The sequence below is a fragment of the Verrucosispora sp. WMMD1129 genome, from assembly GCF_029581255.1.
GTDB lineage: Bacteria > Actinomycetota > Actinomycetes > Mycobacteriales > Micromonosporaceae > Micromonospora > Micromonospora sediminimaris.
In genome coordinates this window covers 662,638-682,035 of the sequence record NZ_CP120741.1, presented here as the reverse complement: position 1 = coordinate 682,035, position 19,398 = coordinate 662,638, and the positions used below count along the sequence as shown (strand labels likewise).

Annotated in this window: 18 protein-coding genes; 15 read left to right on the top strand and 3 right to left on the bottom strand. The window is 72.3% G+C overall.

What is annotated here, in order from left to right:
• Positions 1-477 precede the first annotated feature (477 nt).
• The 9 genes from O7624_RS03160 (at position 478) to O7624_RS03120 (ending at position 8,130) form a co-directional block, all read left to right on the top strand.
• On the top strand, positions 478-1,107 hold the full coding sequence (locus O7624_RS03160; RefSeq protein WP_282238841.1) for an RNA polymerase sigma factor: 630 nt from the start codon (positions 478-480) through the stop codon (positions 1,105-1,107).
• A 1-nt stretch (position 1,108) separates the two neighbouring features.
• A complete protein-coding gene (locus tag O7624_RS03155; RefSeq protein WP_282238840.1) occupies positions 1,109-1,873 on the top strand; it encodes a hypothetical protein in 765 nt (254 codons plus the stop codon).
• Positions 1,874-2,167: 294 nt separating this feature from the next.
• Positions 2,168-3,403: an ergothioneine biosynthesis glutamate--cysteine ligase EgtA gene (egtA, locus tag O7624_RS03150; protein WP_282238839.1), complete on the top strand. Its 1,236-nt coding sequence runs from the start codon at positions 2,168-2,170 to the stop codon at positions 3,401-3,403.
• Complete coding sequence (gene egtB / locus O7624_RS03145; protein WP_282238838.1) at positions 3,400-4,734, top strand: ergothioneine biosynthesis protein EgtB; 1,335 nt, start codon at positions 3,400-3,402, stop codon at positions 4,732-4,734. Before egtA ends, egtB begins: the two co-directional genes overlap by 4 nt.
• 22 nt (positions 4,735-4,756) lie before the next feature.
• Complete coding sequence (gene egtC, locus O7624_RS03140) at positions 4,757-5,503, top strand: ergothioneine biosynthesis protein EgtC (protein WP_282238837.1); 747 nt, start codon at positions 4,757-4,759, stop codon at positions 5,501-5,503.
• A 71-nt stretch (positions 5,504-5,574) separates the two neighbouring features.
• Entirely contained in the window at positions 5,575-6,540 is a 966-nt protein-coding gene (gene egtD, locus O7624_RS03135; protein ID WP_282238836.1) for an L-histidine N(alpha)-methyltransferase, read from the top strand.
• A gap of 269 nt (positions 6,541-6,809) precedes the next feature.
• Complete coding sequence (locus tag O7624_RS03130; protein WP_093402706.1) at positions 6,810-7,397, top strand: TMEM165/GDT1 family protein; 588 nt, start codon at positions 6,810-6,812, stop codon at positions 7,395-7,397.
• A gap of 95 nt (positions 7,398-7,492) precedes the next feature.
• The gene (locus O7624_RS03125; protein WP_093402707.1) at positions 7,493-7,843 is read left to right on the top strand and encodes a DUF1622 domain-containing protein; all 351 of its coding nucleotides are present in this window, start codon (positions 7,493-7,495) and stop codon (positions 7,841-7,843) included.
• Positions 7,840-8,130 carry a DUF1622 domain-containing protein gene (locus tag O7624_RS03120; protein ID WP_282238834.1) on the top strand — a complete coding sequence of 97 codons (291 nt, stop codon included), beginning with the start codon at positions 7,840-7,842 and terminating at the stop codon, positions 8,128-8,130. Before O7624_RS03125 ends, O7624_RS03120 begins: the two co-directional genes overlap by 4 nt.
• Positions 8,131-8,148: 18 nt before the next feature.
• On the opposite strand, the gene nhaA is transcribed toward O7624_RS03120, so the two are convergent.
• Entirely contained in the window at positions 8,149-9,480 is a 1,332-nt protein-coding gene (gene nhaA / locus O7624_RS03115) for a Na+/H+ antiporter NhaA (RefSeq protein ID WP_282238833.1), read from the bottom strand.
• A 369-nt stretch (positions 9,481-9,849) separates the two neighbouring features.
• Between nhaA and O7624_RS03110 the strand changes: the two genes are divergently transcribed.
• A complete protein-coding gene (locus O7624_RS03110) occupies positions 9,850-11,316 on the top strand; it encodes a polysaccharide biosynthesis tyrosine autokinase (protein WP_282238832.1) in 1,467 nt (488 codons plus the stop codon).
• Here O7624_RS03110 and O7624_RS03105 read toward each other — a convergent pair.
• Positions 11,297-11,851, bottom strand: a complete 555-nt coding sequence (locus O7624_RS03105) for a low molecular weight phosphatase family protein (RefSeq protein WP_282238831.1) — start codon at positions 11,849-11,851, stop codon at positions 11,297-11,299. The genes O7624_RS03110 and O7624_RS03105 overlap by 20 nt on opposite strands.
• Before the next feature lie 162 nt (positions 11,852-12,013).
• Here O7624_RS03105 and O7624_RS03100 point away from each other — a divergent pair, with 162 nt between their 5' ends.
• The 3 genes from O7624_RS03100 to O7624_RS03090 all read left to right on the top strand — a co-directional run bounded on the left by O7624_RS03100 (position 12,014) and on the right by O7624_RS03090 (position 15,779).
• The gene (locus O7624_RS03100; protein ID WP_282238830.1) at positions 12,014-13,267 is read left to right on the top strand and encodes a glycosyltransferase family 4 protein; all 1,254 of its coding nucleotides are present in this window, start codon (positions 12,014-12,016) and stop codon (positions 13,265-13,267) included.
• An 81-nt stretch (positions 13,268-13,348) separates the two neighbouring features.
• On the top strand, positions 13,349-15,133 hold the full coding sequence (locus O7624_RS03095) for a DUF4012 domain-containing protein (protein ID WP_282238829.1): 1,785 nt from the start codon (positions 13,349-13,351) through the stop codon (positions 15,131-15,133).
• 13 nt (positions 15,134-15,146) lie between these two features.
• Entirely contained in the window at positions 15,147-15,779 is a 633-nt protein-coding gene (locus O7624_RS03090) for a hypothetical protein (protein WP_282238828.1), read from the top strand.
• 85 nt (positions 15,780-15,864) lie between these two features.
• Here O7624_RS03090 and gdhA read toward each other — a convergent pair whose 3' ends face one another.
• Complete coding sequence (gene gdhA / locus O7624_RS03085) at positions 15,865-17,202, bottom strand: NADP-specific glutamate dehydrogenase (RefSeq protein WP_282238827.1); 1,338 nt, start codon at positions 17,200-17,202, stop codon at positions 15,865-15,867.
• A gap of 208 nt (positions 17,203-17,410) precedes the next feature.
• Between gdhA and O7624_RS03080 the strand changes: the two genes are divergently transcribed.
• Positions 17,411-18,349 carry a hypothetical protein gene (locus tag O7624_RS03080; RefSeq protein ID WP_282238826.1) on the top strand — a complete coding sequence of 313 codons (939 nt, stop codon included), beginning with the start codon at positions 17,411-17,413 and terminating at the stop codon, positions 18,347-18,349.
• A gap of 65 nt (positions 18,350-18,414) precedes the next feature.
• Positions 18,415-19,386 (top strand): pirin family protein, encoded by a 972-nt coding sequence (locus O7624_RS03075; protein WP_282238825.1) that lies wholly within the window; start codon positions 18,415-18,417, stop codon positions 19,384-19,386.
• Positions 19,387-19,398 lie beyond the last annotated feature (12 nt).

The following is a 19,398-nucleotide window of genomic DNA, read 5'->3' as shown; positions in this document are numbered from 1 at the left end:
AACGGCGCGTCGGCGGGTCGGGCCGTGCCGATGGTCGGCCCGTTGTCCGAATCGACGGACCTGTCGACCGCGGACCGCGGTTGTCCCAGGGTGACCAGGGCGGCACAGGGCGCCACATTGTCGTCGGTGTCGGTCCGGTCCGACCGTCCGCAGCGTCGTGGGCCCGCGCCGCGTTACGGCGAACCGCGGTTGCGCAGGTAGACAATTCTCACTGCGGTGTGCCCGCCACGTCCCGGTCCGGCGGTGTCGGCGCTTCGAGCGTCGGCCCAACCTCGGTCGGCTGGGACTGGCCCGCGGTCAGGTTGTGGTCCTCGGCGTTGTCGGCGAGAATCCGCTACCGGGCCGCACGAGCCCGGTTCGTTCAGGTCAACGGGGGTGGGGTGCGGAGCGAGGTCCGGGGCGCGGAGTCGGCCGAGTCGAGGCGTGCCGCCCCTCGGTGGGCCTCCCGAGAGCGGCCGGTGGGGCGGCGGTGCGACCGTGACCGGTGAACTGGACGAACTGGTGGTGGCCGCCCGGGCGGGCGACGAGGACGCCTTCCGTCACCTTTACCGCAATCTCCAGCCCGGGCTGCTGCGCTACCTGACCGCCCTGGTCGGTGCGGACGCCGAGGACGTCGCGTCGGAGACCTGGTTGCAGGTGGCCCGCGACCTGCCCACCTTCACCGGCGGCCAGTTTCGTGCCTGGGTCGTCACCATCGCCAGGAACCGAGCCATGGACCACCTGCGCCGGCAGCGCCGTCGCCCCGCCTTGTCAGTTCCCGTGCAGGAACTCAGCGAGTTGGCCGGGGACGCGGACACCGCCGAACGGGCGGGCGAGAGTCTCGGCACCGAGGCCGCGCTCGCGATGATCGCCAGCCTGCCGCCCCGGGAGGCCGAGGCGGTGCTGCTGCGGGCCGTGATCGGGCTCGATGCCGAGACCGCCGGGCGGGTGCTCGGCCGTCGGGCCGGTGCGGTGCGTACCGCCGCCCACCGTGGCCTGCGCCGGCTGGCCGTGCTGCTGGACCAGCGAGCTGCGAGCACCGCACCCGACGACGTCCCGACCGAGGCCGACATCCGGGTCCGGCGACGAGCCGGCCTGCCGCCGCGGACCGAACCGGTGGACGGCTGACATGCGTGGACTGCGAGTGATGCTGAGCCGGTCGCGACGCGGCGACCACGAGCGGCTGCTGGACGCCGCCCCGCACGCCGGACCCACGCGTACGGCACCGGGTCCGACCGGCCCGCTCGCCGACCTGTTACGGGCCGCCGCCGGTCCGGCGCGGGAGCGGGAGCTGGCCGGCGAGGAGGCCGCCGTCGCGGCGTTCCGCACCGCCCGCCAACCTGGGGCGGCGGCGTCGACGCCCCGGCGACGACGGCGCCGGTTCACCGTTGGCGCGGTGGCCTGGGTCGCCGGTCTGGCGGCCGCCGCCACCGCGGGCGTCGCTCTGGCGGCGGCCGGTCTGGACGGCTCCGGTCCGGTCTCGCCGCCGGTCGTCACCAGCCCCGCCGCGCCGGCACCCACCATCGACGCCACGCCTCCCGGGGAGACCGGGCCTACCGGAGCGGCCACCGCAGCCCCGACCGACGGTCCTACCGCAGTCCCGACCTCCCCACCCGCGCGGTCGCCGAGCACCCCGGTGTGGCCACCGGGCGCCTCGGCGAGGCCGAGCCCCGGAGCCAGCGGGAACGTCGGCCCCGGAAACTCGGACAACACCAGGGACCGTCCGGGCCTATGCCGGGCCTATCTGGCCAAGTCGGAGCGACAGCGGGAGCAGGCGCTGCGTACGCCGGCCTTCGAGGAGCTGGTGGTCGCGGCCGGCGGCGCGGAACACGTCGAGGAGTACTGCCACGGCCTGCGGGCCGAGCCGGAGCAGACCGGAAGCGCCGCCGGCTGAGTCCCATTGGACCCCTCCGTCCGGCGGTCCGCGCGAAGGGGAACCTGTTCCGCCCGAGCCGAATTCGACCGAATCGTGAAATCCGTTCGACGGACGGTTGGTCCCTGCTACACAGATGGTGGCGGAGCTGCCGAGACCGCCCCCCGGGCGAATCGCCTCGTCAACCAGCCGGCGAAGGCGACGTGTCAGGCTTTCGGAGCCGGTGCGTCGGCACCGTGCGGTTCAGGTTCATATGGGTTCGATGTCACCGGGGTGGGCTACCGTGGCGGCGGATCGATCGGGAAGGAGCCACGCATGGTGATGTCACCGGAGGTGGACCGGATCCCGGTGCTGCGGGACCGTGCCGCCGCGGCCCGGCACCTCGCCCGGATCTGCTTCAAGACCGGTCCACCCACCCTCACCGGGGTCGAGCTGGAATGGACGGTCCACGACGCCGTCGAGCCGGTTCGCCCCGTCGACGCCGCGCGGCTGCGCGCGGCACTGGGGCCGTACGGCCCCACCACGCTGGACCCGACCAGCCCCGCCCTGCGCCTGCTCCGGGGCAGCGCGATGACCGTCGAGCCCGGCGGGCAACTGGAGATCTCCACCGCACCGCAAGCCTGCGTCGCCGCGCTGATCGATGCCACCCAGTCCGACGTGGAGCAGGCCACCAGACTGTTGGACGCCGCCGGCCTGACTCTCGGCCGGGCCGGCATCGACCCGTACCGACGCCCTCGGCCGGTGATCGACACCCCCCGCTACCGCGCGATGCGCCAGGTCTTCGACCGTCGCGGGCCCGACGGGCGGACGATGATGTACAGCACCGCCGGGCTGCAGATCTGTCTCGACGCCGGGCAGCCTGAGCAACTGCCGGCCCGTTGGCAACTGGTACACGCGGTCGGGCCGCCCCTGCTCGCCGCCTTCGCCACCGCCAACCGGCACGCCGGCCGTGACACCGGCTGGGCGTCGGCCCGGATGGGCGCGTGGTGGCGCATCGATCCCGCCCGCACCGCCCCGGTCTGGACGCCCGCCGAAGCTGACCGTGATCCGGTCGCCGCCTGGACGGCCTACGTCCTGGCCGCGCCGCTGCTCTGCGTACGCGGCGACGGTCCGGACTGGACAGCTCCGCCGGGCGTGACCTTCGCCGACTGGGTCGACGGGGCGCTGCACCGACCGCCCCGCGTCGACGACCTGGAATACCACGTCAGCACCCTCTTCCCGCCGGTGCGTCCGCGTGGCTACCTGGAGATCCGCTACTTCGACGCCCAACCGGGGCGGGGCTGGATCCTGCCGTTGGCGGTGCTCAGCGCACTGCTCAGCGGGCCCGACACGATCGTCGCGGCGATGGAGGCGGCCGCGCCCGCTGCCGACAGCTGGCATCGCGCCGCGCGGCACGGCCTGCGGGACACCACCCTGGCCCGGGCCGCCGCTGGCCTGCTCGACCTGGCCCGGACCGCGCTGCCGCGGCTGGAACTGCCGCCGACCCTGCACCAGGAGATGGACCACGGATTACGACGGCGGCGTGACGCCGCGGAGAGGAGCATGCGGTGACCGACATCGGCATCGACCGCGACGCCGAGGGGTTACGCGGCCGGATCGCGGCGGAGCTGGCGCGTACCCGCGCCCGCACCGCCCTGCTGACCGAGGCGGTGGACGACGACGACCTGATGCGTCAGCACTCACCGTTGATGTCCCCGCTGGTGTGGGACCTGGCGCACGTGGGCAACCAGGAGGAGCTCTGGCTGGTACGCGACGTCGGCGGGCGGGAACCGGTCCGATGCGACATCGACGACCTGTACGACGCGTTCAAACAGCCGCGTCGGGACCGCCCGTCGTTGCCGTTGCTGCCGCCGCCGGAGGCCCGGGCGTACGTGGCCACGGTCCGGGAGAAGGTGTACGACCTGCTGGACCGCGTCACCTTCGACAGCGGTCGGCTGGTCACCGACGGCTTCGCCTTCGGCATGATCGTGCAGCACGAGCAGCAGCACGACGAGACGATGCTCGCCACCCACCAGTTGCGTTCCGGCCCGGTGGCGTTGCACGCGCCGCCGCCACCCGAGCCGACCGTACGGGTGCCCGCCGAGGTGCTGGTGCCCGCCGGCCCGTTCGTGATGGGCACCGACACCGACCCGTGGGCACTGGACAACGAGCGCCCCGCCCACCGGGTGGACCTGCCCGCGTACGTCATCGACGCCGCACCGGTGACCAACGGTGCGTACCGGGCGTTCATCGCCGACGGGGGATACGACGACCCGCGCTGGTGGACCGAGGCGGGCTGGCAGCACCGCAGGCAGGCCGGGCTCAGCGCGCCGATGCACTGGCGGCGGGACGGAGACGGCTGGGCCTACCTGCGGTTCGGCAGGTTGGACCGGGTCCGCGACGACGAGCCGGTGGTGCACGTCTGCTTCCACGAAGCACAGGCGTACGCCACCTGGGCGGGCAAGCGGCTGCCCACCGAGGCGGAGTGGGAGAAGGCCGCCCGGTGGGATCCGGCGACCGGCCGGTCCCGGCGCTATCCGTGGGGCGACGAGGATCCGACCTCCGCGCACGCGAACCTGGGCCAGCGGCACCTGTCGCCGGCACCGGTGGGCGCCTATCCGGCAGGCGTCTCGCCACTCGGGGTGCATCAACTCATCGGCGACGTGTGGGAATGGACCGCCACCCCGTTCCGGGGCTACCCGGGCTTCGCCGCCTTTCCCTACCGGGAATACTCCGAGGTCTTCTTCGGCGACGACTACCAGGTGCTGCGGGGTGGTTCGTTCGGTACCGACCAGGCGGCGTGCCGCGGCACGTTCCGAAACTGGGACTATCCCATCCGGCGACAGATCTTCAGCGGCTTCCGCTGCGCCCGGGACGCCCGGCCGGACGAGGCGCATCGGTGACCGCCCGGAAGCCGGTCGCCTGATGTGCCGACACCTGGCTTATCTGGGGCCACCGGTGACCCTGCGGGAGCTGCTGTTCGACCCGCCGCACTCGCTGCTGCGCCAGTCCTGGGCTCCCCGCGACATGCGCGGCGGCGGGACCATCAACGCCGACGGCTTCGGCATCGGGTGGTACCCGGACGGCCAGACGCCGGTGCGGTACCGCCGGGCGCAACCCATCTGGAGCGACCCGACCATCGCCGAACTGGCCGCGGTCACCTCCACCGGCGCGGTGCTGGCCGCCGTCCGCTCAGCCACCGTCGGCATGGCGATCGTCGACACCGCCGCCGCGCCCTTCGCCGAGGGGCGGTGGCTGTTCAGCCACAACGGTGTGGTCCGGGGCTGGCCGGACACGATGGTCCCGCTCGCCGCCGAGCTGCCCGTACGGGACCTGCTCACCCTCGACGCGACGACCGACTCGGCACTGCTGTGGGCGCTGGTCCGTGACCGGTTGCGCGCCGGTGTCGCGCCGGCCCGGGCGGTCGCCGAGACGGTGACCTCGGTGGCGGCGGCGGCCCCCGGCTCCCGGCTCAACCTGTTGCTCACCGACGGGCACACGGTGGTCGCCAGCGCGGCCGGGCACGCCCTGTCACTGCGGGCCACACCCGCGTCGGTGCTGCTCGCCTCCGAACCGCACGACGACGGACCGGGCTGGCGTGCGGTGCCCGACGGGCAACTCGTGCAGGCCACGGCGACCGATCTGCGCCAGCAGGCACTGGCGGCGTGGTGAGGCGTCCGGGCGGCCGGCCGGCAGGCCTCGGGTCCGCACACACCTGTCAGACACGACGGAAGGGACAGCAGATGAGCGCTGAGCCGCTCGAGATCCACCTCGACGACCGGGACATCAGTCGCAGCCTGCGTCGGGACGTCCGCGTCGGGCTGACCGCCGCGGCGAAGTGGCTGCCGCCGAAGTGGTTCTACGACTCCCGGGGCAGCGAACTCTTCGACGAGATCACCCGACTGCCCGAGTACTACCCGACCCGGGCCGAGCGTGCCGTCCTGGCCGCGCAGGCGACGGAGATCGCCGAGCTGACCGGCGCGAAGACGCTCATCGAGCTGGGCTCCGGTTCCTCGGAGAAGACCCGCCTGCTGCTGGACGCCTTCACCCAGCACGGGGGGCTCGGCACGTTCGTGCCGCTGGACGTGTCGGTCAGCGCGCTGGCCGGGTCCACCGCCGCCCTCGCCGCCGACTATCCGGGCCTGCGGGTGCGCGGCATCGTCGGGGACTTCACGCGCCACCTGGAGCACCTGCCGACCGGCGGGCGGCGGCTGGTCATCTTCCTCGGTGGCACGATCGGCAACCTGCTGCCGGAGGAGCGGGCGGCGTTCGTCGCCGGGATGCGGGCCGCGCTGGAGGCGGGTGACTGGCTGCTGGTCGGTACCGACCTGGTCAAGGATCCGGCGGTGATCGTGCCCGCGTACGACGACGCGGCAGGGGTGACCGCGGAGTTCAACCGCAACGTGTTGCGGGTGCTCAACCGGGAACTCGGCGCCGACTTCGATCCGGCGGGGTTCGCCCATGTCGCGCTCTGGAATCCGGATCAGGAGTGGATCGAGATGCGGCTGCGGGCTGAGCGATCCATGCGAGTGGCGGTGCTCGACCTGAACGTCGACTTCGCCGTCGGTGAGGACCTGCGTACCGAGGTGTCGGCGAAGTTCCGCCCGGAGGGGATCTCGCGCGAGTTGGCCGCCGCCGGTTTCCGCACCGAGCGGTTCTGGACCGACCCGGACGGCCTGTTCGGGGTGACCCTCGCACGCGCCGAATGAGCGCTGTCCAGCGGCGGAGCTGATCAGCTCGGCACCGGGGCCCGGCGGCCGGCACGCCGGGCCCCGGTGATCCGGGCACGGACGATCGGCTAGGCTGGGCGTAGCGAAGGGGAGTAGCCCATAACGTCGTGGTCGACATACTGGTGCGTGACGCATCCGGCCACCCGGCCTCGTTTCGGCGAGGCGGGCGAGACCTTCGACCCAGGCTGTCGCGGCCGGGTCGAGGGCGTCCCCACACCCTTCTCCCGGTCTGATCCGGGAAGGACATCATGGACGGGTTCCTCGCCGCGCTGGTGATCAGCTTCGGCGTCATCTTCGTCGCCGAACTGGGAGACAAGTCCCAGCTCATGGCGCTGGCCTTCGCCACCAGGTATCGCACGGTGCCGGTGCTGATCGGCATCACCGTCGCCACCACAGTGGTGCACCTCGCCTCGGTGGCGATCGGCCACGGCCTCGGCGCGACCCTGCCGACCGGCTGGATCTCGCTGCTGGCGGGTCTGGCCTTCCTCGGCTTCGGCGCGTGGACGCTGCGGGGCGACCGGCTCACCGAGGACGACGAGCGCCGTGCCGCCCGCGGCGGCAGATCAGCCGTGATCACCGTCGGTGTCGCCTTCTTCCTCGCCGAGTTGGGCGACAAGACGATGCTCGCGACCATCACGCTGGCCACCCAGTACGGCTGGTTCGGCACCTGGATCGGCTCGACGATCGGCATGGTCCTGGCGGACGCGTTGGCGATCATCGCCGGTCGGCTGCTCGGTCGGAAGTTGCCGGAACGAACCATCAGGTATGGCGCCGCCACGCTCTTCGCCATCAGCGGTGTCTGGCTGATCATCGACGCGGTGACCCAGTTGCGCTGACCGCCGTGGTCGCCTGCCCAGCGGCCGCGGTGACCGGCCCGTCGTCGTACGACCCGGCGCCGACTACCCGCAGGCAGGCCGGGTAAGCCCTCGTGGTGGACGTCGAGGTGATCCTCCAACGGGGCCACCAGTTGCTGGTGACCGCTGTGGAACTCGTCGGTGCGTTCGTCATCGTGGTCGGCGCGACGCTGGCCGCGCTGCGGTTCGTGGTCGACGGGCTGCGCCACCGCGACGCCGCCGTGTTCACCCGGATCCGGCTGTCCCTGGGGCGCTTCCTCACCCTCGGGCTGGAATTCCAGCTGGCGGCGGACATCCTGCGGACCGCCCTGTCGCCGACCTTCGCGCAGATCGGCCAGCTGGCCGCCATCGCCGCCATCCGGACGGTGCTGAACTACGTGCTGGGACGCGAGATCGAACACGAGCAGCGGCAGGTCGACAACCGATGAGGATGCTGCTGTCCGCCCTCATCACGGCGCTCGGTGTACTCGCGGCGACGGTGGCGTTGCTGACCACCGGCTCGCGTACGACGGCCCTGGGGGTGTTGCTCGACATGCTGCTCGCCGCCGGCCTGCTGCGGCTGGCCGGGGAGCAGTCCTGGACGGAGATCGCCGTACTGGTGGCGATCGTGGCACTGCGCCTGCTGGTGCGTACCGCGCTGACCGCGGATTTCCGGCGGCGGTCGAGAGAGGCGAAACGCCCGGCCGAGCGGGTCGGCCGGGCGTTTCCCCGATGAGTGCGGCGCGGAACGGGGTCAGCCGCCGGGCTTCTGGTAGACGTCCGGCACACCGTCCCGGTCCTGGTCGACCTGCTCCTTGAGGGCGATCGCGCGGTACACCTTGTTGCGCCGCCGCAGCACGACGGTGGCCAGCAGCGCCGAGATCAACGAGCCGGCCAGCACCGCCGCCTTGACGTTGTCGCCCTCGCCGCCGTCGGAGCCGAAGGCCAACTCGCCGATGAGCAGCGACACGGTGAACCCGATACCGGCCAGGAACGACACGCCGAGCAGGTCCGACCAGCTGATGTCCTCGTCCAGGCTGGCCCGGGTGAACCGGGCCAGCAGGAAGGTGGAGCCGAGGATGCCGACGCACTTGCCGACGACGAGGCCGAGCACGATGCCGAGGACGATCGGGTCGGTGATCACCGCGCCGAGGTCCGCGCCCCGCAGGGACACCCCGGCGGCGAAGAACGCGAAGACCGGTACCGCGAAGCCGGCCGAGATCGGCCGCCACACGTGCTCCAGGTGCTCGGCGAGGCCGGGCATCGGGCGACCGCCGGGGCTGCCCTTGCCGGCGAGCACCGGCACGGTGAAGCCCAGCAGCACGCCCGCCACCGTGGCGTGCACTCCGGAGGAGTGCACCAGGGTCCAGGCGATCACGGCGAGCGGGATGAGCGCCCACCACCAGGTGCGGCGACGCTGCACCAGCAGGCCGAACAGGGCGATCGGCACCAGGGCGGCGAGCAGCGGGACGATGCTGAAGTCGTCGGTGTAGAAGATCGCGATGATGGTGATGGCCAGCAGGTCGTCGACGACGGCCAGGGTGAGCAGGAAGGCGCGCAGTCCCTGCGGGAGATAGGCCCCGATCACGGCCAGCACCGCCAGCGCGAACGCGATGTCGGTGGCGGTCGGGATCGCCCAGCCGCGCAGTCCGTCGCCGCCACCGGCGACGTTGACGGCCACGAAGATCAGCGCCGGCACGACCATTCCGCCGACCGCCGCCACCACCGGCAGCGCCGCCCGCCGCGGGTCACGCAGTTCGCCGGCGACGAACTCGCGCTTGAGTTCCAGCCCTACCACGAAGAAGAAGATGGCCAGCAGGCCGTCGGCGGCCCAGGTGGCCAGGTCGAGGTCGAGGTGCAACGCCGCGCCGCCCGACCAGGGCACCCACCGCCCCAGGTCCGCGTAGGCGTCACCCCAGGGCGAGTTCGCCCAGACCAGTGCGATCACGGCGCCGAGGAGCAGCAGGGCGCCGCCGACGGTCTCCGTGCGCAGCACGTCGGCCACGAAACGCGCCTCGGGCCAGGAGGTACGGGCGAAGAGGCCGCGCACGCCGCGGCGCTCGGGGGGCGGGGTCTGATCGGTCATACGTGAGGTCCACCTCGTCGGTCGGAGGGCAGCACGGCACCATCGCCGACCAGGCTTCCCGGCACACCCGTGCAAGACCCTATCCAGTGCCGACGGCCGTCGCGAGCGGGGCGAACGCGACTCTTCCCACAGGAGGGCGAGGAGTCACCCGAAGTGCTCGGCGAAGACACCGCAATTTTTCCGGGTCGGAGCGATTCCGACAGACCCCCGGTCCGGTTGGTCACTGCGGGCACGATCCGCCATTGAGAAAATACCTAACTCCGGACATAAGCCGCATGAGCCGCTTTAATGGTTTCACGAGATTGAGTCGACCTTGGGGGTTTTCGTGAAGTTCTTTGGCGTTACCGGCCCGGTACGGAGGCCCGCCTGATGGACCTGTACCGCCAACTACGCCTGGTGCGCCGGCACTGGTGGATCGTCCTGGTCACCCTCATGGTGGCTCTGGGCGTGACCGCGCTGGTCACCGTGCGGGCCCAGCCTCGCTACGTCGCCTCGGTCACCTTCTTCGTCACCACGCCGAGCCAGGGTGTCACCGACGCCTACCAGGGCGGGCTCTTCCTCCAGCAACGGGTCAAGTCCTACGCGGAGCTGCTGACCAGTGATCGGCTGGCGCAGGCCGCGGTGGCCGACAATCAGCTCGGGCTGACCGCAGAGGAGATTCAGCGTCGGGTCAGCACCTCCACCGAGACCGGCACGGTGCTGCTGCGGGCGTCGGTGACCGACACCGACCAGACCCGGGCGTTGCGGGTGACCGAGGCGCTCTCGGCGAAGTTCGTGGAACTCGTACAGAAGGTCGAGGCGCGGCCGGACGGCACCCCGGGGCCAATCAAGATCGAGGTGGTAAGTGGGCCACGGGTGACCCCGACGCCGGTGTCGCCGCAGCCGGTACGCAACACCGCGATCGGCGCCCTGCTCGGTCTGCTGGCCGGCGTCGGTCTGGCGATTCTGCGGGGGATGGCCGATGTCCGGCTGCGCGACGCGGCCGGCCTGCAGCGGGTGACCGGCAGCCCGCTGCTCGGCGAGATCCCGATCGACACCAGCGCGCGGTCGGCTCCACTGATCGTCGGTGACGCCGCCACCTCGGCGCGGGCCGAGGCCGTCCGCAAGCTGAGGACGAACCTGCGCTTCGTCGACGTGCACGAGCCGGCCCGGGTCATCGCGGTGACCAGCGCCCTGCAGGGCGAGGGCAAGACCACCCTGTCGTGCAACCTGGCGATCGCCCTGGCCGAGGCGGGCTGGCGGGTGCTGCTTGTCGACGCCGACCTGCGTCGCCCGAAGGTCGGCGACTACCTGGGTATCGACCCGGGGGTGGGGCTGACCGACGTGCTCGTCGGCGACGTGCAGGTGGGCGACGTGGTCCAGCGCTGGGGCGACAAGTCGCTGCTGGTACTGCCCAGCGGCTCGGCGCCGCCCAACCCGAGCGAGCTGCTCGGCTCCAAGGCCATGTCGGATCTGCTGCTCGCCCTGCGTGAATCCGCCGACATCGTCATCATCGACACCGCGCCGCTGCTCGCGGTCACCGACGGTGTGGTGGTCGCCGTGCAGGCCGACGGCGCGCTGCTGGTCACCCAGCAGGGACGTACCTCGCGGGCCCAGGTCGCCGCAGCCGCCCGGGCCCTGCACTCGGTCTCGGTGCGGCTACTGGGCTGCGTGCTCAACATGGCCCGGGTGCCCAAGGCCGAGGCGTACCAGTACGAGGCCTACCGGGTGGTCGCCGCCGCGGCCGGTGGCCAGTCGGTGCCGAGGGACCGCAGCCGGGGCGGCCGGCATGCCGAGCGGGCCAACGCCGGCGAGGTGAGCGACCACACGCAGGAACTCACCCGGCTGTCCCGATGAGCGTGGCCAGGGGGCGCAACGCCCGGTCGATCTCCTCCGCGCAGCGTCGGAAGTCCTCCGGGGTGCCCCCCACGGGGTCACGCAGGTCGTCCGCATCGCCGGGGGCGGGCTGCAATCGCCCCCGGGCCAGTGCGGCGGCCGCCACCGCGGCCCGTACCGGATCGTCCTGCTCGTCCGGCGGTGGTTCGGCCGCCGCGGCGAGCCGGCCGAACTGGCGCAGCGTGAAGGTCCGGTGCAGCGCCGCCGGCGCCAGCGCGGTGCAGATGGAGCGCTGGCGCCGGGTGGCGGTCAGCACCAGCACCGCCCCGGTGAGATGCTCCGGCAGCAGCCGCCGGCTGCGGAACGACGCCGGGTCCTCGCCGGTCTCGGCGGCGATCGCCGCCGCGTACGGATGCATGGCCAGGCCCTCGACGGCGTCGGTGCCGGCGCTGGCCACCGTCACCGGTTGCCCGGCGAGCAGGCGACGGGCGGCGTACTCGGCCATCGGTGACCGGCACAGGTTGGCGTGGCAGACGAACAACACCCCGCTGAGCATGTGGAACCCCCTGGACGACGCGGTCGCGGGCGGTGGCGCCGCGACGTTTGACGGTCGCCGGCGGCGTCCGCCCGGTGAGGGGATGTCGAGATCGTACGCATTCGTCGCAGCCACGGTCCCGGGCGGCGCGCCGAACCGATGCGAGGGAACGGGGGTGTCCGGGTGCGAATCGGGATGGTGACGTACCACTTTCCGCCGGAGCCGGCGTTCATCCCCGGCAGCCTCGCCGAGGAACTCGCGGCGCGGGGGCACGAGGTGCGGGTCCTCACCGGCTTCCCCGACTATCCGGGCGGGCACGTGTACCCGGGGTGGCGGCAGCGTTGGCACCACGAGACCCGCAGCCGGGGGCTGACCGTGCGGCGGGTGCCCCGGTACAGCACCGGCGACGTCACCGTACGCGGCCGGATGGCTTCCTGGCTGACCTTCGCCGGCAGCGCGGCGCTTGTGGGCCGCCGGTTCCTGGCCGGCGTGGACGTGCTGTACGTGCACCAGCCGCCGGCCGCCGCGTTCGCCTCGGCGGCCCTGCTGCGCCTGCTCGGTCCGGTGCCGCTGGTACTGCACGTGCCGGACGTCTGGGCCGAACAGGTCCCCGAGGCCGTCGACGACGGCCGGTGGGCGGCGCGGGTGCGGGCGGCCACCCTCCGGACCTACCGTGCCGCCAGCCGGGTCGCGGTGACCACGCCGTCCCTGCGGGACGCGGTGCTGGCGGACGGGATCGACCAGGCGCGGGTCCGGGTGGTGCTCAACTGGACCGACGAGCGGATCTTCCGCCCGGTGTCGGCCAGTCCGGCCGCTCGGCGGTTGGTCCGTCGGGACGAACGGTGCGTGGTGATGCACGCCGGCACCATCGGCGCGCGGCAGGGACTGGACACGGCGGTACGCGCGGCGGCAGCCCTGGGCGAGACCGTCGATCTGGTCCTGGTCGGCTCGGGCTCCGACGAGCGGCGGGTGCGGGGACTCGCCGCCGAGCTGCGGGCCGACAACGTCCGATTCGTGGACCGGCGCTCCCCGTTGGACATGCCCGAGCTGTACGCCGCCGCCGACTACCAGCTGGTGATGGTGCGCGATCTGCCCGAGCTGCGCAGCAGCGTCCCGGACAAGCTCCAGGCGGCCCTGTCCTGCGGAGCGCCGGTGGTCGCCTCGGCCGGCGGCGACACCGCGACGCTTGTCGAACGGGCCCGGGCGGGGCTGTCCTGCCCGCCGGAGGATTGGGCCAGCCTGGCGGACCGGCTCTGGCTGGCGGCGCAGATCCCCGCACCGGCGCGGGCCGAGATGGGTCGGCGCGGCCGGGAAGCGTATCTCCGGGAGATGTCGCTGCCGTCGGGCGTGGATCGCATCGAGGAGCTGCTGCGCGAGGCGGCGGCCATCGGCGCCAGGCGTGCCACGGAAGCCGAACGAACCTCTCGTAACGCCTGATCCCGTCATTAACCCGCCAAACTCACCGTTAGGTGTTAAGAACAATGTGGTCTTCTGTCCGTTTTTGGAAAGAGGTGTGATGTGTCGGAGAGCGAGAGCCCTCGACGGCGGCGTAGCCGATCCCGCCGCCGTCGGCGCGCCCGACTGCGTCGCATCCTGCTGACCACGTTGGTGGTCGCCTCGTTGGTGCTGGGTCTCACCGGGTGGGTCGGTTTCCGTGGCTGGCAGGCGCGCGCCCATCTGGTAAACGCCGCCGGCCTGGCCGGTGAACTGAGTGCCCATCTGGTCGGTGGCGACACCGCACGCGCCCAGCGGACCCTCGCCGCCTTGCAGGAGCAGGCCGGCGCGGCGCGGCGGGCCACCGGGGACCCCGGATGGTGGCTCGGCCGACAGGCCCCGGTGGCCGGGGCGAACCTCACCGCGGTTCGGCAGATCGCCATCGCCATCGACGACCTGGCCCGCCAGGCGTTCCCGGCGCTGCTCCGGGTCGACCTCGGTGGACTGATCCCCCAGGAAGGTCGGCTGGACCTGACCGGGCTGCGTACGGTCACCGACGATCTGGTCGCGGTGCACGCCACGGTGCAGCGGACCCGCGCTGAGTTGGCCGAGGTCTCCGGTGACCGGCTGGTCGCGCAGGTCCGACGCGCCCTCACGGAGCTGCGTGGCGAGATCGACCAGTTGGCCGCGATGACCTCGGCGGCGGACCGGGCGAGCCGACTGTTGCCGCCGTTGCTGGGCGTGGACGGGCCGCGACGGTATCTGCTGGTGTCGCAGAACCCCGCTGAGCTGCGCGCGACCGGCGGCATGTTCGGCGCGTACGCGGTCATCGAGGCCAACAAGGGCCGGGTCACGATGGGCGGCCAGGGCAGCAGTTCAAGCCTCGGCCGGTTCACCCAGCCGCTGAAGATCCCGGCGGAGGTGCGCGCCCTCTGGGGAGAGCTGCCCGGCATCTATCCGGCGGATGTGAACCTCAGCCCGCACTTCCCGACCGCGGCGGCGTTGTACCGGGAGATGTACCGCCGGCACAGCGGCGAGACGGTGGACGGCGTCCTGGCCGTCGATCCGGTGGTGCTGTCGTACCTGCTGAAGGCCACCGGGCCGGTGCGGGTGCCGGGTGGCGTGGCTTTGAGCGCCGAGAACGTGGTTCGGACCCTGCTCAGTGACACCTACCAGCGGATGAGTCCGAGAGAACAGGACGGCTTTTTCGCGGGCGCGGCGGCCACCGTCTTCGACACGCTATTCGCCCGGAACGTCCACCCGAATGGGTTGTTATCCGCATTCAACCGCTCTATACAAGAACGTCGGATACTGTTCTGGAGTGCCCGACCGGAGGAACAGCGGACATTCGGCGACAGCCGGATGGCCGGGACGCTTCCGGAACAGGACACCGTGCCGACGGTCGGCGTGTTCCTCAACGACGGCAGCGGCGCGAAGCTCGGCTACTACCTCCGGCAGACCGCCGACCTGACGGTCGGCGACTGCCACGCCGACGGTCGCCGTGAGCTGAACCTCCGGGTGACGCTCCGGTCCACCGCACCGGCTTCGGGGCTCAGCGAGTCGGTCCTCGGCCTCGGCCGGGCCGGGGATCCGTACACCGTCCGGACGCTGGTGTCGGTGTACGGCCCGGCCGGCGGGGCGGTGCTCGACACCCGGGTCGACGGTGCCGAGACCTCGGTGGGCAACGGCACCGAGCGGCGGCGGCAGGTCGCCACCGTGAACGTCGAGATCGGCCCGGGCGGGACTCGCACGTTGCAGGTCTCCCTGTTGACCGGCAAGACGGAGAGCGGAGCGGCCGAGCTGTGGCTGACCCCGACCGCCACCCCATGGACCACCCATGTTGTTACCGCACCAAGCTGTTCTCAGTAGGAGGGAACGAACCATGCGGCTATCCCGCATCATCATGGCGCTCACGGTCGGTCTGGCCGTGGTGGCCGTGCCGGCTGCGGCGGGGGCGGCGCAACCGCAGCCGCAGCCGTCGCCAACAGTCACCGATCCGCCCCAGCCACCGCCGTATCCGCCGGTGCTGGCGTCGCTGACGGTGAACCGACCCACCATCTTCCTCGGTGAGACGGTCATCCTGACCGGCCGCAACTTCGGGCCGAACGAGACGGTCGACATCGTCGTCTCGGTGTCGCCGCTGGCCGCACCGGCCGCTGGTACGGCACGGCGCAGCGACGGCAGCACGGTCGCCATGGCGCCGGTGGCCTTCCAGGCCAGCGCGCCGCTGAGCTTCACCGCCCGGACCAACTCCGAAGGGGTCTTCACCCGGCGGTACACGCCGTCGGTGACCGGCCTGCTCACCTTCACCGCGACCGGTCGGGAGTCCGGCCGTTCCGCCTCGACCCAGTTGCGGGTGCTGCCGAAGAAGAAGCCGCACCTGCCGGTCACCGGCAGCAGCCTGGACACGCCGATGAAGGTCGGCGGCGGGCTCGTCGCCGCCGGTGCCGTCCTGCTGCTCGGCACGCTGGCCTGGCGGCGGCGCAACCGCTTCGGTGCGGGTGGCGCGAACTGATCCACGATTCCGGGCAGGGCCCGGAGAACGAAGGTACCGGTGCCCGCCGCTCCCTCCGACGGGCACCGGTACCTGTCTGCCCGCCCTAGACCACGCCGTGCGCCAGCATCGCCTCGGCGACCCGGCGGAACCCGTTGATGTTCGCCCCGGCCACGTAGTCGCCCGGCAGGCCGTACTCCTCCGCCGTCGCCCAGCACCGGGCGTGGATGTCCCGCATCGTCTCTCGTAACCGCTGCTCCGACTTCGCGAAGGTCCACGTCTCCCGGCTGGCGTTCTGCTGCATCTCCAGGGCGCTGACCGCCACGCCACCGGCGTTGGCCGCCTTACCGGGAGCGAAGCGCACGCCGGCCCGACCGAGGATGCGCACCGCCTCGGGGGTGGTCGGCATGTTCGCCCCCTCCACCACCACCGCGCAGCCACCGGCGACCAACTGGGCGGCCTCCGCGCCGCCGATCTCGTTCTGGGTCGCGCACGGCAGGGCCAGGTCGCACGGCACCTCCCAGGGGGTACGGCCGGCGACGCTTACCGCGTGCGGCACGTCCAGCACGTAGTCCGCCAACCGGCCGCGCCGCCGCTCTTTCAGCTCCCGCAACACGTCGAGGTCGACGCCCTTCTCGTCGAGCAGGTAGCCGGTGGAGTCGGAGCAGGCGACCACCGTCCCGCCGAGCTGGTGGACCTTCTCGATGGCGTGGATGGCCACGTTGCCGGAACCGGAGACCACCACCCGCTTGCCGTCCAGACCATCCCCGGTCTGCCGCAGCATCTCCTCGGCGAAGAACACCGCGCCGTAACCGGTGGCCTCGGTACGCGCCTGCGCGCCGCCGTACGACAGGCCCTTGCCGGTCAGCACACCCGACTCGTACCGGTTGGTGATCCGCTTGTACTGGCCGAACAGGTAGCCGATCTCCCGGCTGCCCACCCCGATGTCACCGGCCGGCACGTCCGTCTGCGCCCCGATGTGCCGGTGCAACTCGGTCATGAAGCTCTGGCAGAAGCGCATCACCTCGCGGTCCGAGCACCCCTTGGGATCGAAGTCCGCGCCGCCCTTGCCGGCGCCGATCGGCAGCCCGGTCAGCGCGTTCTTGAAGATCTGCTCGAAGCCGAGGAACTTGACGATGCCCAGGTAGACCGTGGGATGGAAGCGCAGCCCACCCTTGAACGGGCCGAGCGCGCTGTTGAACTCGACCCGGAAGCCCCGGTTCACCCGGATCCGACCTGCGTCGTCCTCCCAGGGCACCCGGAAGATGATCTGCCGTTCCGGTTCGCAGATCCGCTCGATGATCCGGGCCCGCGCGTACTCCGGGTGCCGGGCCAGCGCCGGCCCGATGCTCTCCAACACCTCCCGTACGGCCTGGTGGAACTCGGGCTCACCCGGGTTGCGGGCGACCACACTGGCGAACACCGACTCGACCGTCTCCGGCATCACCGACACGTCCCTTCCGGTTCAGGCCCGGCGCCGTTGCCGGACCTCGGCGGCCTCGCGCCGACCGTCCTTCGATACGGTTCGTCACCGCCGTCCGGTTCACCGACGGTCCCGGACCAGCTCAGGTGCCGGTGCGACACGCGGTCGACTGATCCGACCCGCCTCCTGGCGCGTACCCCTCGGTAGGGGACCGTGAAAGGGGAGACCGATGGCCGGATCGGTGCAGGGCGGACAGGATCAGACACAATCCGGGCCAGCCCCGGCACCATCGATCGAGATCGAGGTGTTCCCGGCGACGCCCACCGAGGTCGGAGGCACACCACCGGATCGGCAGGTCTGGTCGCCGGCCGCCCGGCTGCTGGTCGCCGCCGCGGTGCTGGTGCTGGGCCTGGGAGCGGTTGCCGTCGTGGTGATCCTCTCCGACCCGCACCGGCTCGGCCGGGTCTTCTCCGGCGGAACGGACTCGGTGGCCAGCGCGACCGCCGCGCCGGACGACGCCAGCGGACTGGGCGGTGCCGCCCGGGCGGCGCGGGAGAGCCCCGAGGAGGTACGGACCGCGCCGCTGCACGATCGACGGCGGGCCAGCTTCGAGTTGGTCGACGGGCTGGACCGGGTGGATCTGCGGGTCACCGAGTTGGGGGAGGAGCTGTACCGCGTGGTCAGCCCCGCCGCGTCCGGCTCGCGGGCACGTCCGGAACTGGTAGGCGATCGGGTGTCGCTGCGGATGGAGCGGACCGGCGAGCAGCCGGGCATGGTCGAGGTGCTGCTGAACGCCCGGGTGTCCTGGGATCTGCGGCTCACCGGTGGGACCGCCGAGCGACGGATGGACCTCAGCGCCGCCCGGCTGTCCGGACTGGAACTGGTGGGTGGCGCGACCCGGACCGACCTTCGGCTGCCCCACGTCGACGGGCTGCTCGTGGTGCGGGTCACCGGTGGGGTCAACCAGTTCGACGTCACGGTCACCGACGGCGTGCCGGTGCGCGTCCGGACTGGCTCCGGCGCCGGTGCCGTCGAGCTGTACGGCGAGCGCCGCGACGGCCTCGCCCCGGGTACGGTGCTCGGCTCGCAGGGCTGGGACCGGGCCCCCGAACGGATTTTCCTGGACCTGGTGGCCGGTGCCAACGTGGTGACCGTACGCGGCGGCTGAGCCCGTGCGGGGCAGCCGCTCGCCGACCGCCGGGCGGCCGGCCGGGGCCGGCGTAGAGTCGGACCGTGGAGCGTGCCGAAGCGATGCCTGCCGAGACCCGTCCGCCCGGGGTGGCGACGGTCGATCCAGGCAGCGTGCTGCTGCCCGGCCACGATGTGCCGCTGGGGCGCTACACCACGGTGCGCCGGCTGCTGCCGCAGCGCACCCGTCGACTGGTCGGGGCGTGGTGCTTCGTCGACCACTTCGGCCCCGACGACGTGGCCCAACGGCCCGGCATGGAGGTGCCGCCGCACCCGCACACCGGTCTGCAGACGGTGACCTGGCTGCTCGACGGCGAGATCCTGCACCGCGACAGCCTCGGTAACCAGCAGCCGATCCGTCCCGGCCAACTCAACGTGATGACCTCGGGTCACGGCATCGCCCACTCCGAACGCTCACCGGCGGAGCACCCGCCCCTGATGCACGGGGTGCAGTTGTGGGTGGCGTTGCCGGACGAGGCCCGAGCCGGCGGGGCCGACTTCGCCCACCACGCCGAGCTGCCCCGGTGGCGCGACGGGGATCTCGACGTCACCCTGCTGGTCGGGGAACTCGCCGGAGAACGCTCGCCGGCCCGGGTGCACACCCCGCTGCTCGGCGCGCAACTGGAACTGGCCGGATCGGCGGTGGCCGGGCTGCCGCTGCGGCGTGACTTCGAGTACGCGCTGCTGGCCCTCGACGGTGCCGGCGAGGTCGACGGCCAACCGCTGGTGCCCGGGGCGCTGCTCTGGCTCGGGGCCGGGCGGGACGTGCTGCGCCTGCGTGGTGAGCCGGGTAGCCGGCTCATGCTGCTCGGTGGCACACCGTTCGAGGAGCCGCTGGTGATGTGGTGGAACTTCGTCGGCCGTGACCACGACGAGATCGTCGCCGCCCGGGAGGACTGGATGGCCGGGCGGCGTTTCGGGGTGGTGGCCGACGACCCCGACCCGCCGCTGCCGGCACCGGCGCTGCCCACTGTCCGGCTCAAGGCCCGCGACCGTTCCGGCGGCTTCCACGGCTAGTGCCGTGTCCAG

Coding starts and splice junctions, on each gene's coding strand:
- O7624_RS03155 (WP_282238840.1), top strand. CDS start 1,109: ATGCGTGGACTGCGAGTGATGCTGAGCCGGTCGCGACGCGGCGACCAC.
- egtA (WP_282238839.1), top strand. CDS start 2,168: ATGGTGATGTCACCGGAGGTGGACCGGATCCCGGTGCTGCGGGACCGT.
- egtC (WP_282238837.1), top strand. CDS start 4,757: ATGTGCCGACACCTGGCTTATCTGGGGCCACCGGTGACCCTGCGGGAG.
- egtD (WP_282238836.1), top strand. CDS start 5,575: ATGAGCGCTGAGCCGCTCGAGATCCACCTCGACGACCGGGACATCAGT.
- O7624_RS03130 (WP_093402706.1), top strand. CDS start 6,810: ATGGACGGGTTCCTCGCCGCGCTGGTGATCAGCTTCGGCGTCATCTTC.
- O7624_RS03120 (WP_282238834.1), top strand. CDS start 7,840: ATGAGGATGCTGCTGTCCGCCCTCATCACGGCGCTCGGTGTACTCGCG.
- nhaA (WP_282238833.1), bottom strand. CDS start 9,480: ATGACCGATCAGACCCCGCCCCCCGAGCGCCGCGGCGTGCGCGGCCTC.
- O7624_RS03110 (WP_282238832.1), top strand. CDS start 9,850: ATGGACCTGTACCGCCAACTACGCCTGGTGCGCCGGCACTGGTGGATC.
- O7624_RS03105 (WP_282238831.1), bottom strand. CDS start 11,851: ATGCTCAGCGGGGTGTTGTTCGTCTGCCACGCCAACCTGTGCCGGTCA.
- O7624_RS03090 (WP_282238828.1), top strand. CDS start 15,147: ATGCGGCTATCCCGCATCATCATGGCGCTCACGGTCGGTCTGGCCGTG.
- gdhA (WP_282238827.1), bottom strand. CDS start 17,202: ATGCCGGAGACGGTCGAGTCGGTGTTCGCCAGTGTGGTCGCCCGCAAC.
- O7624_RS03080 (WP_282238826.1), top strand. CDS start 17,411: ATGGCCGGATCGGTGCAGGGCGGACAGGATCAGACACAATCCGGGCCA.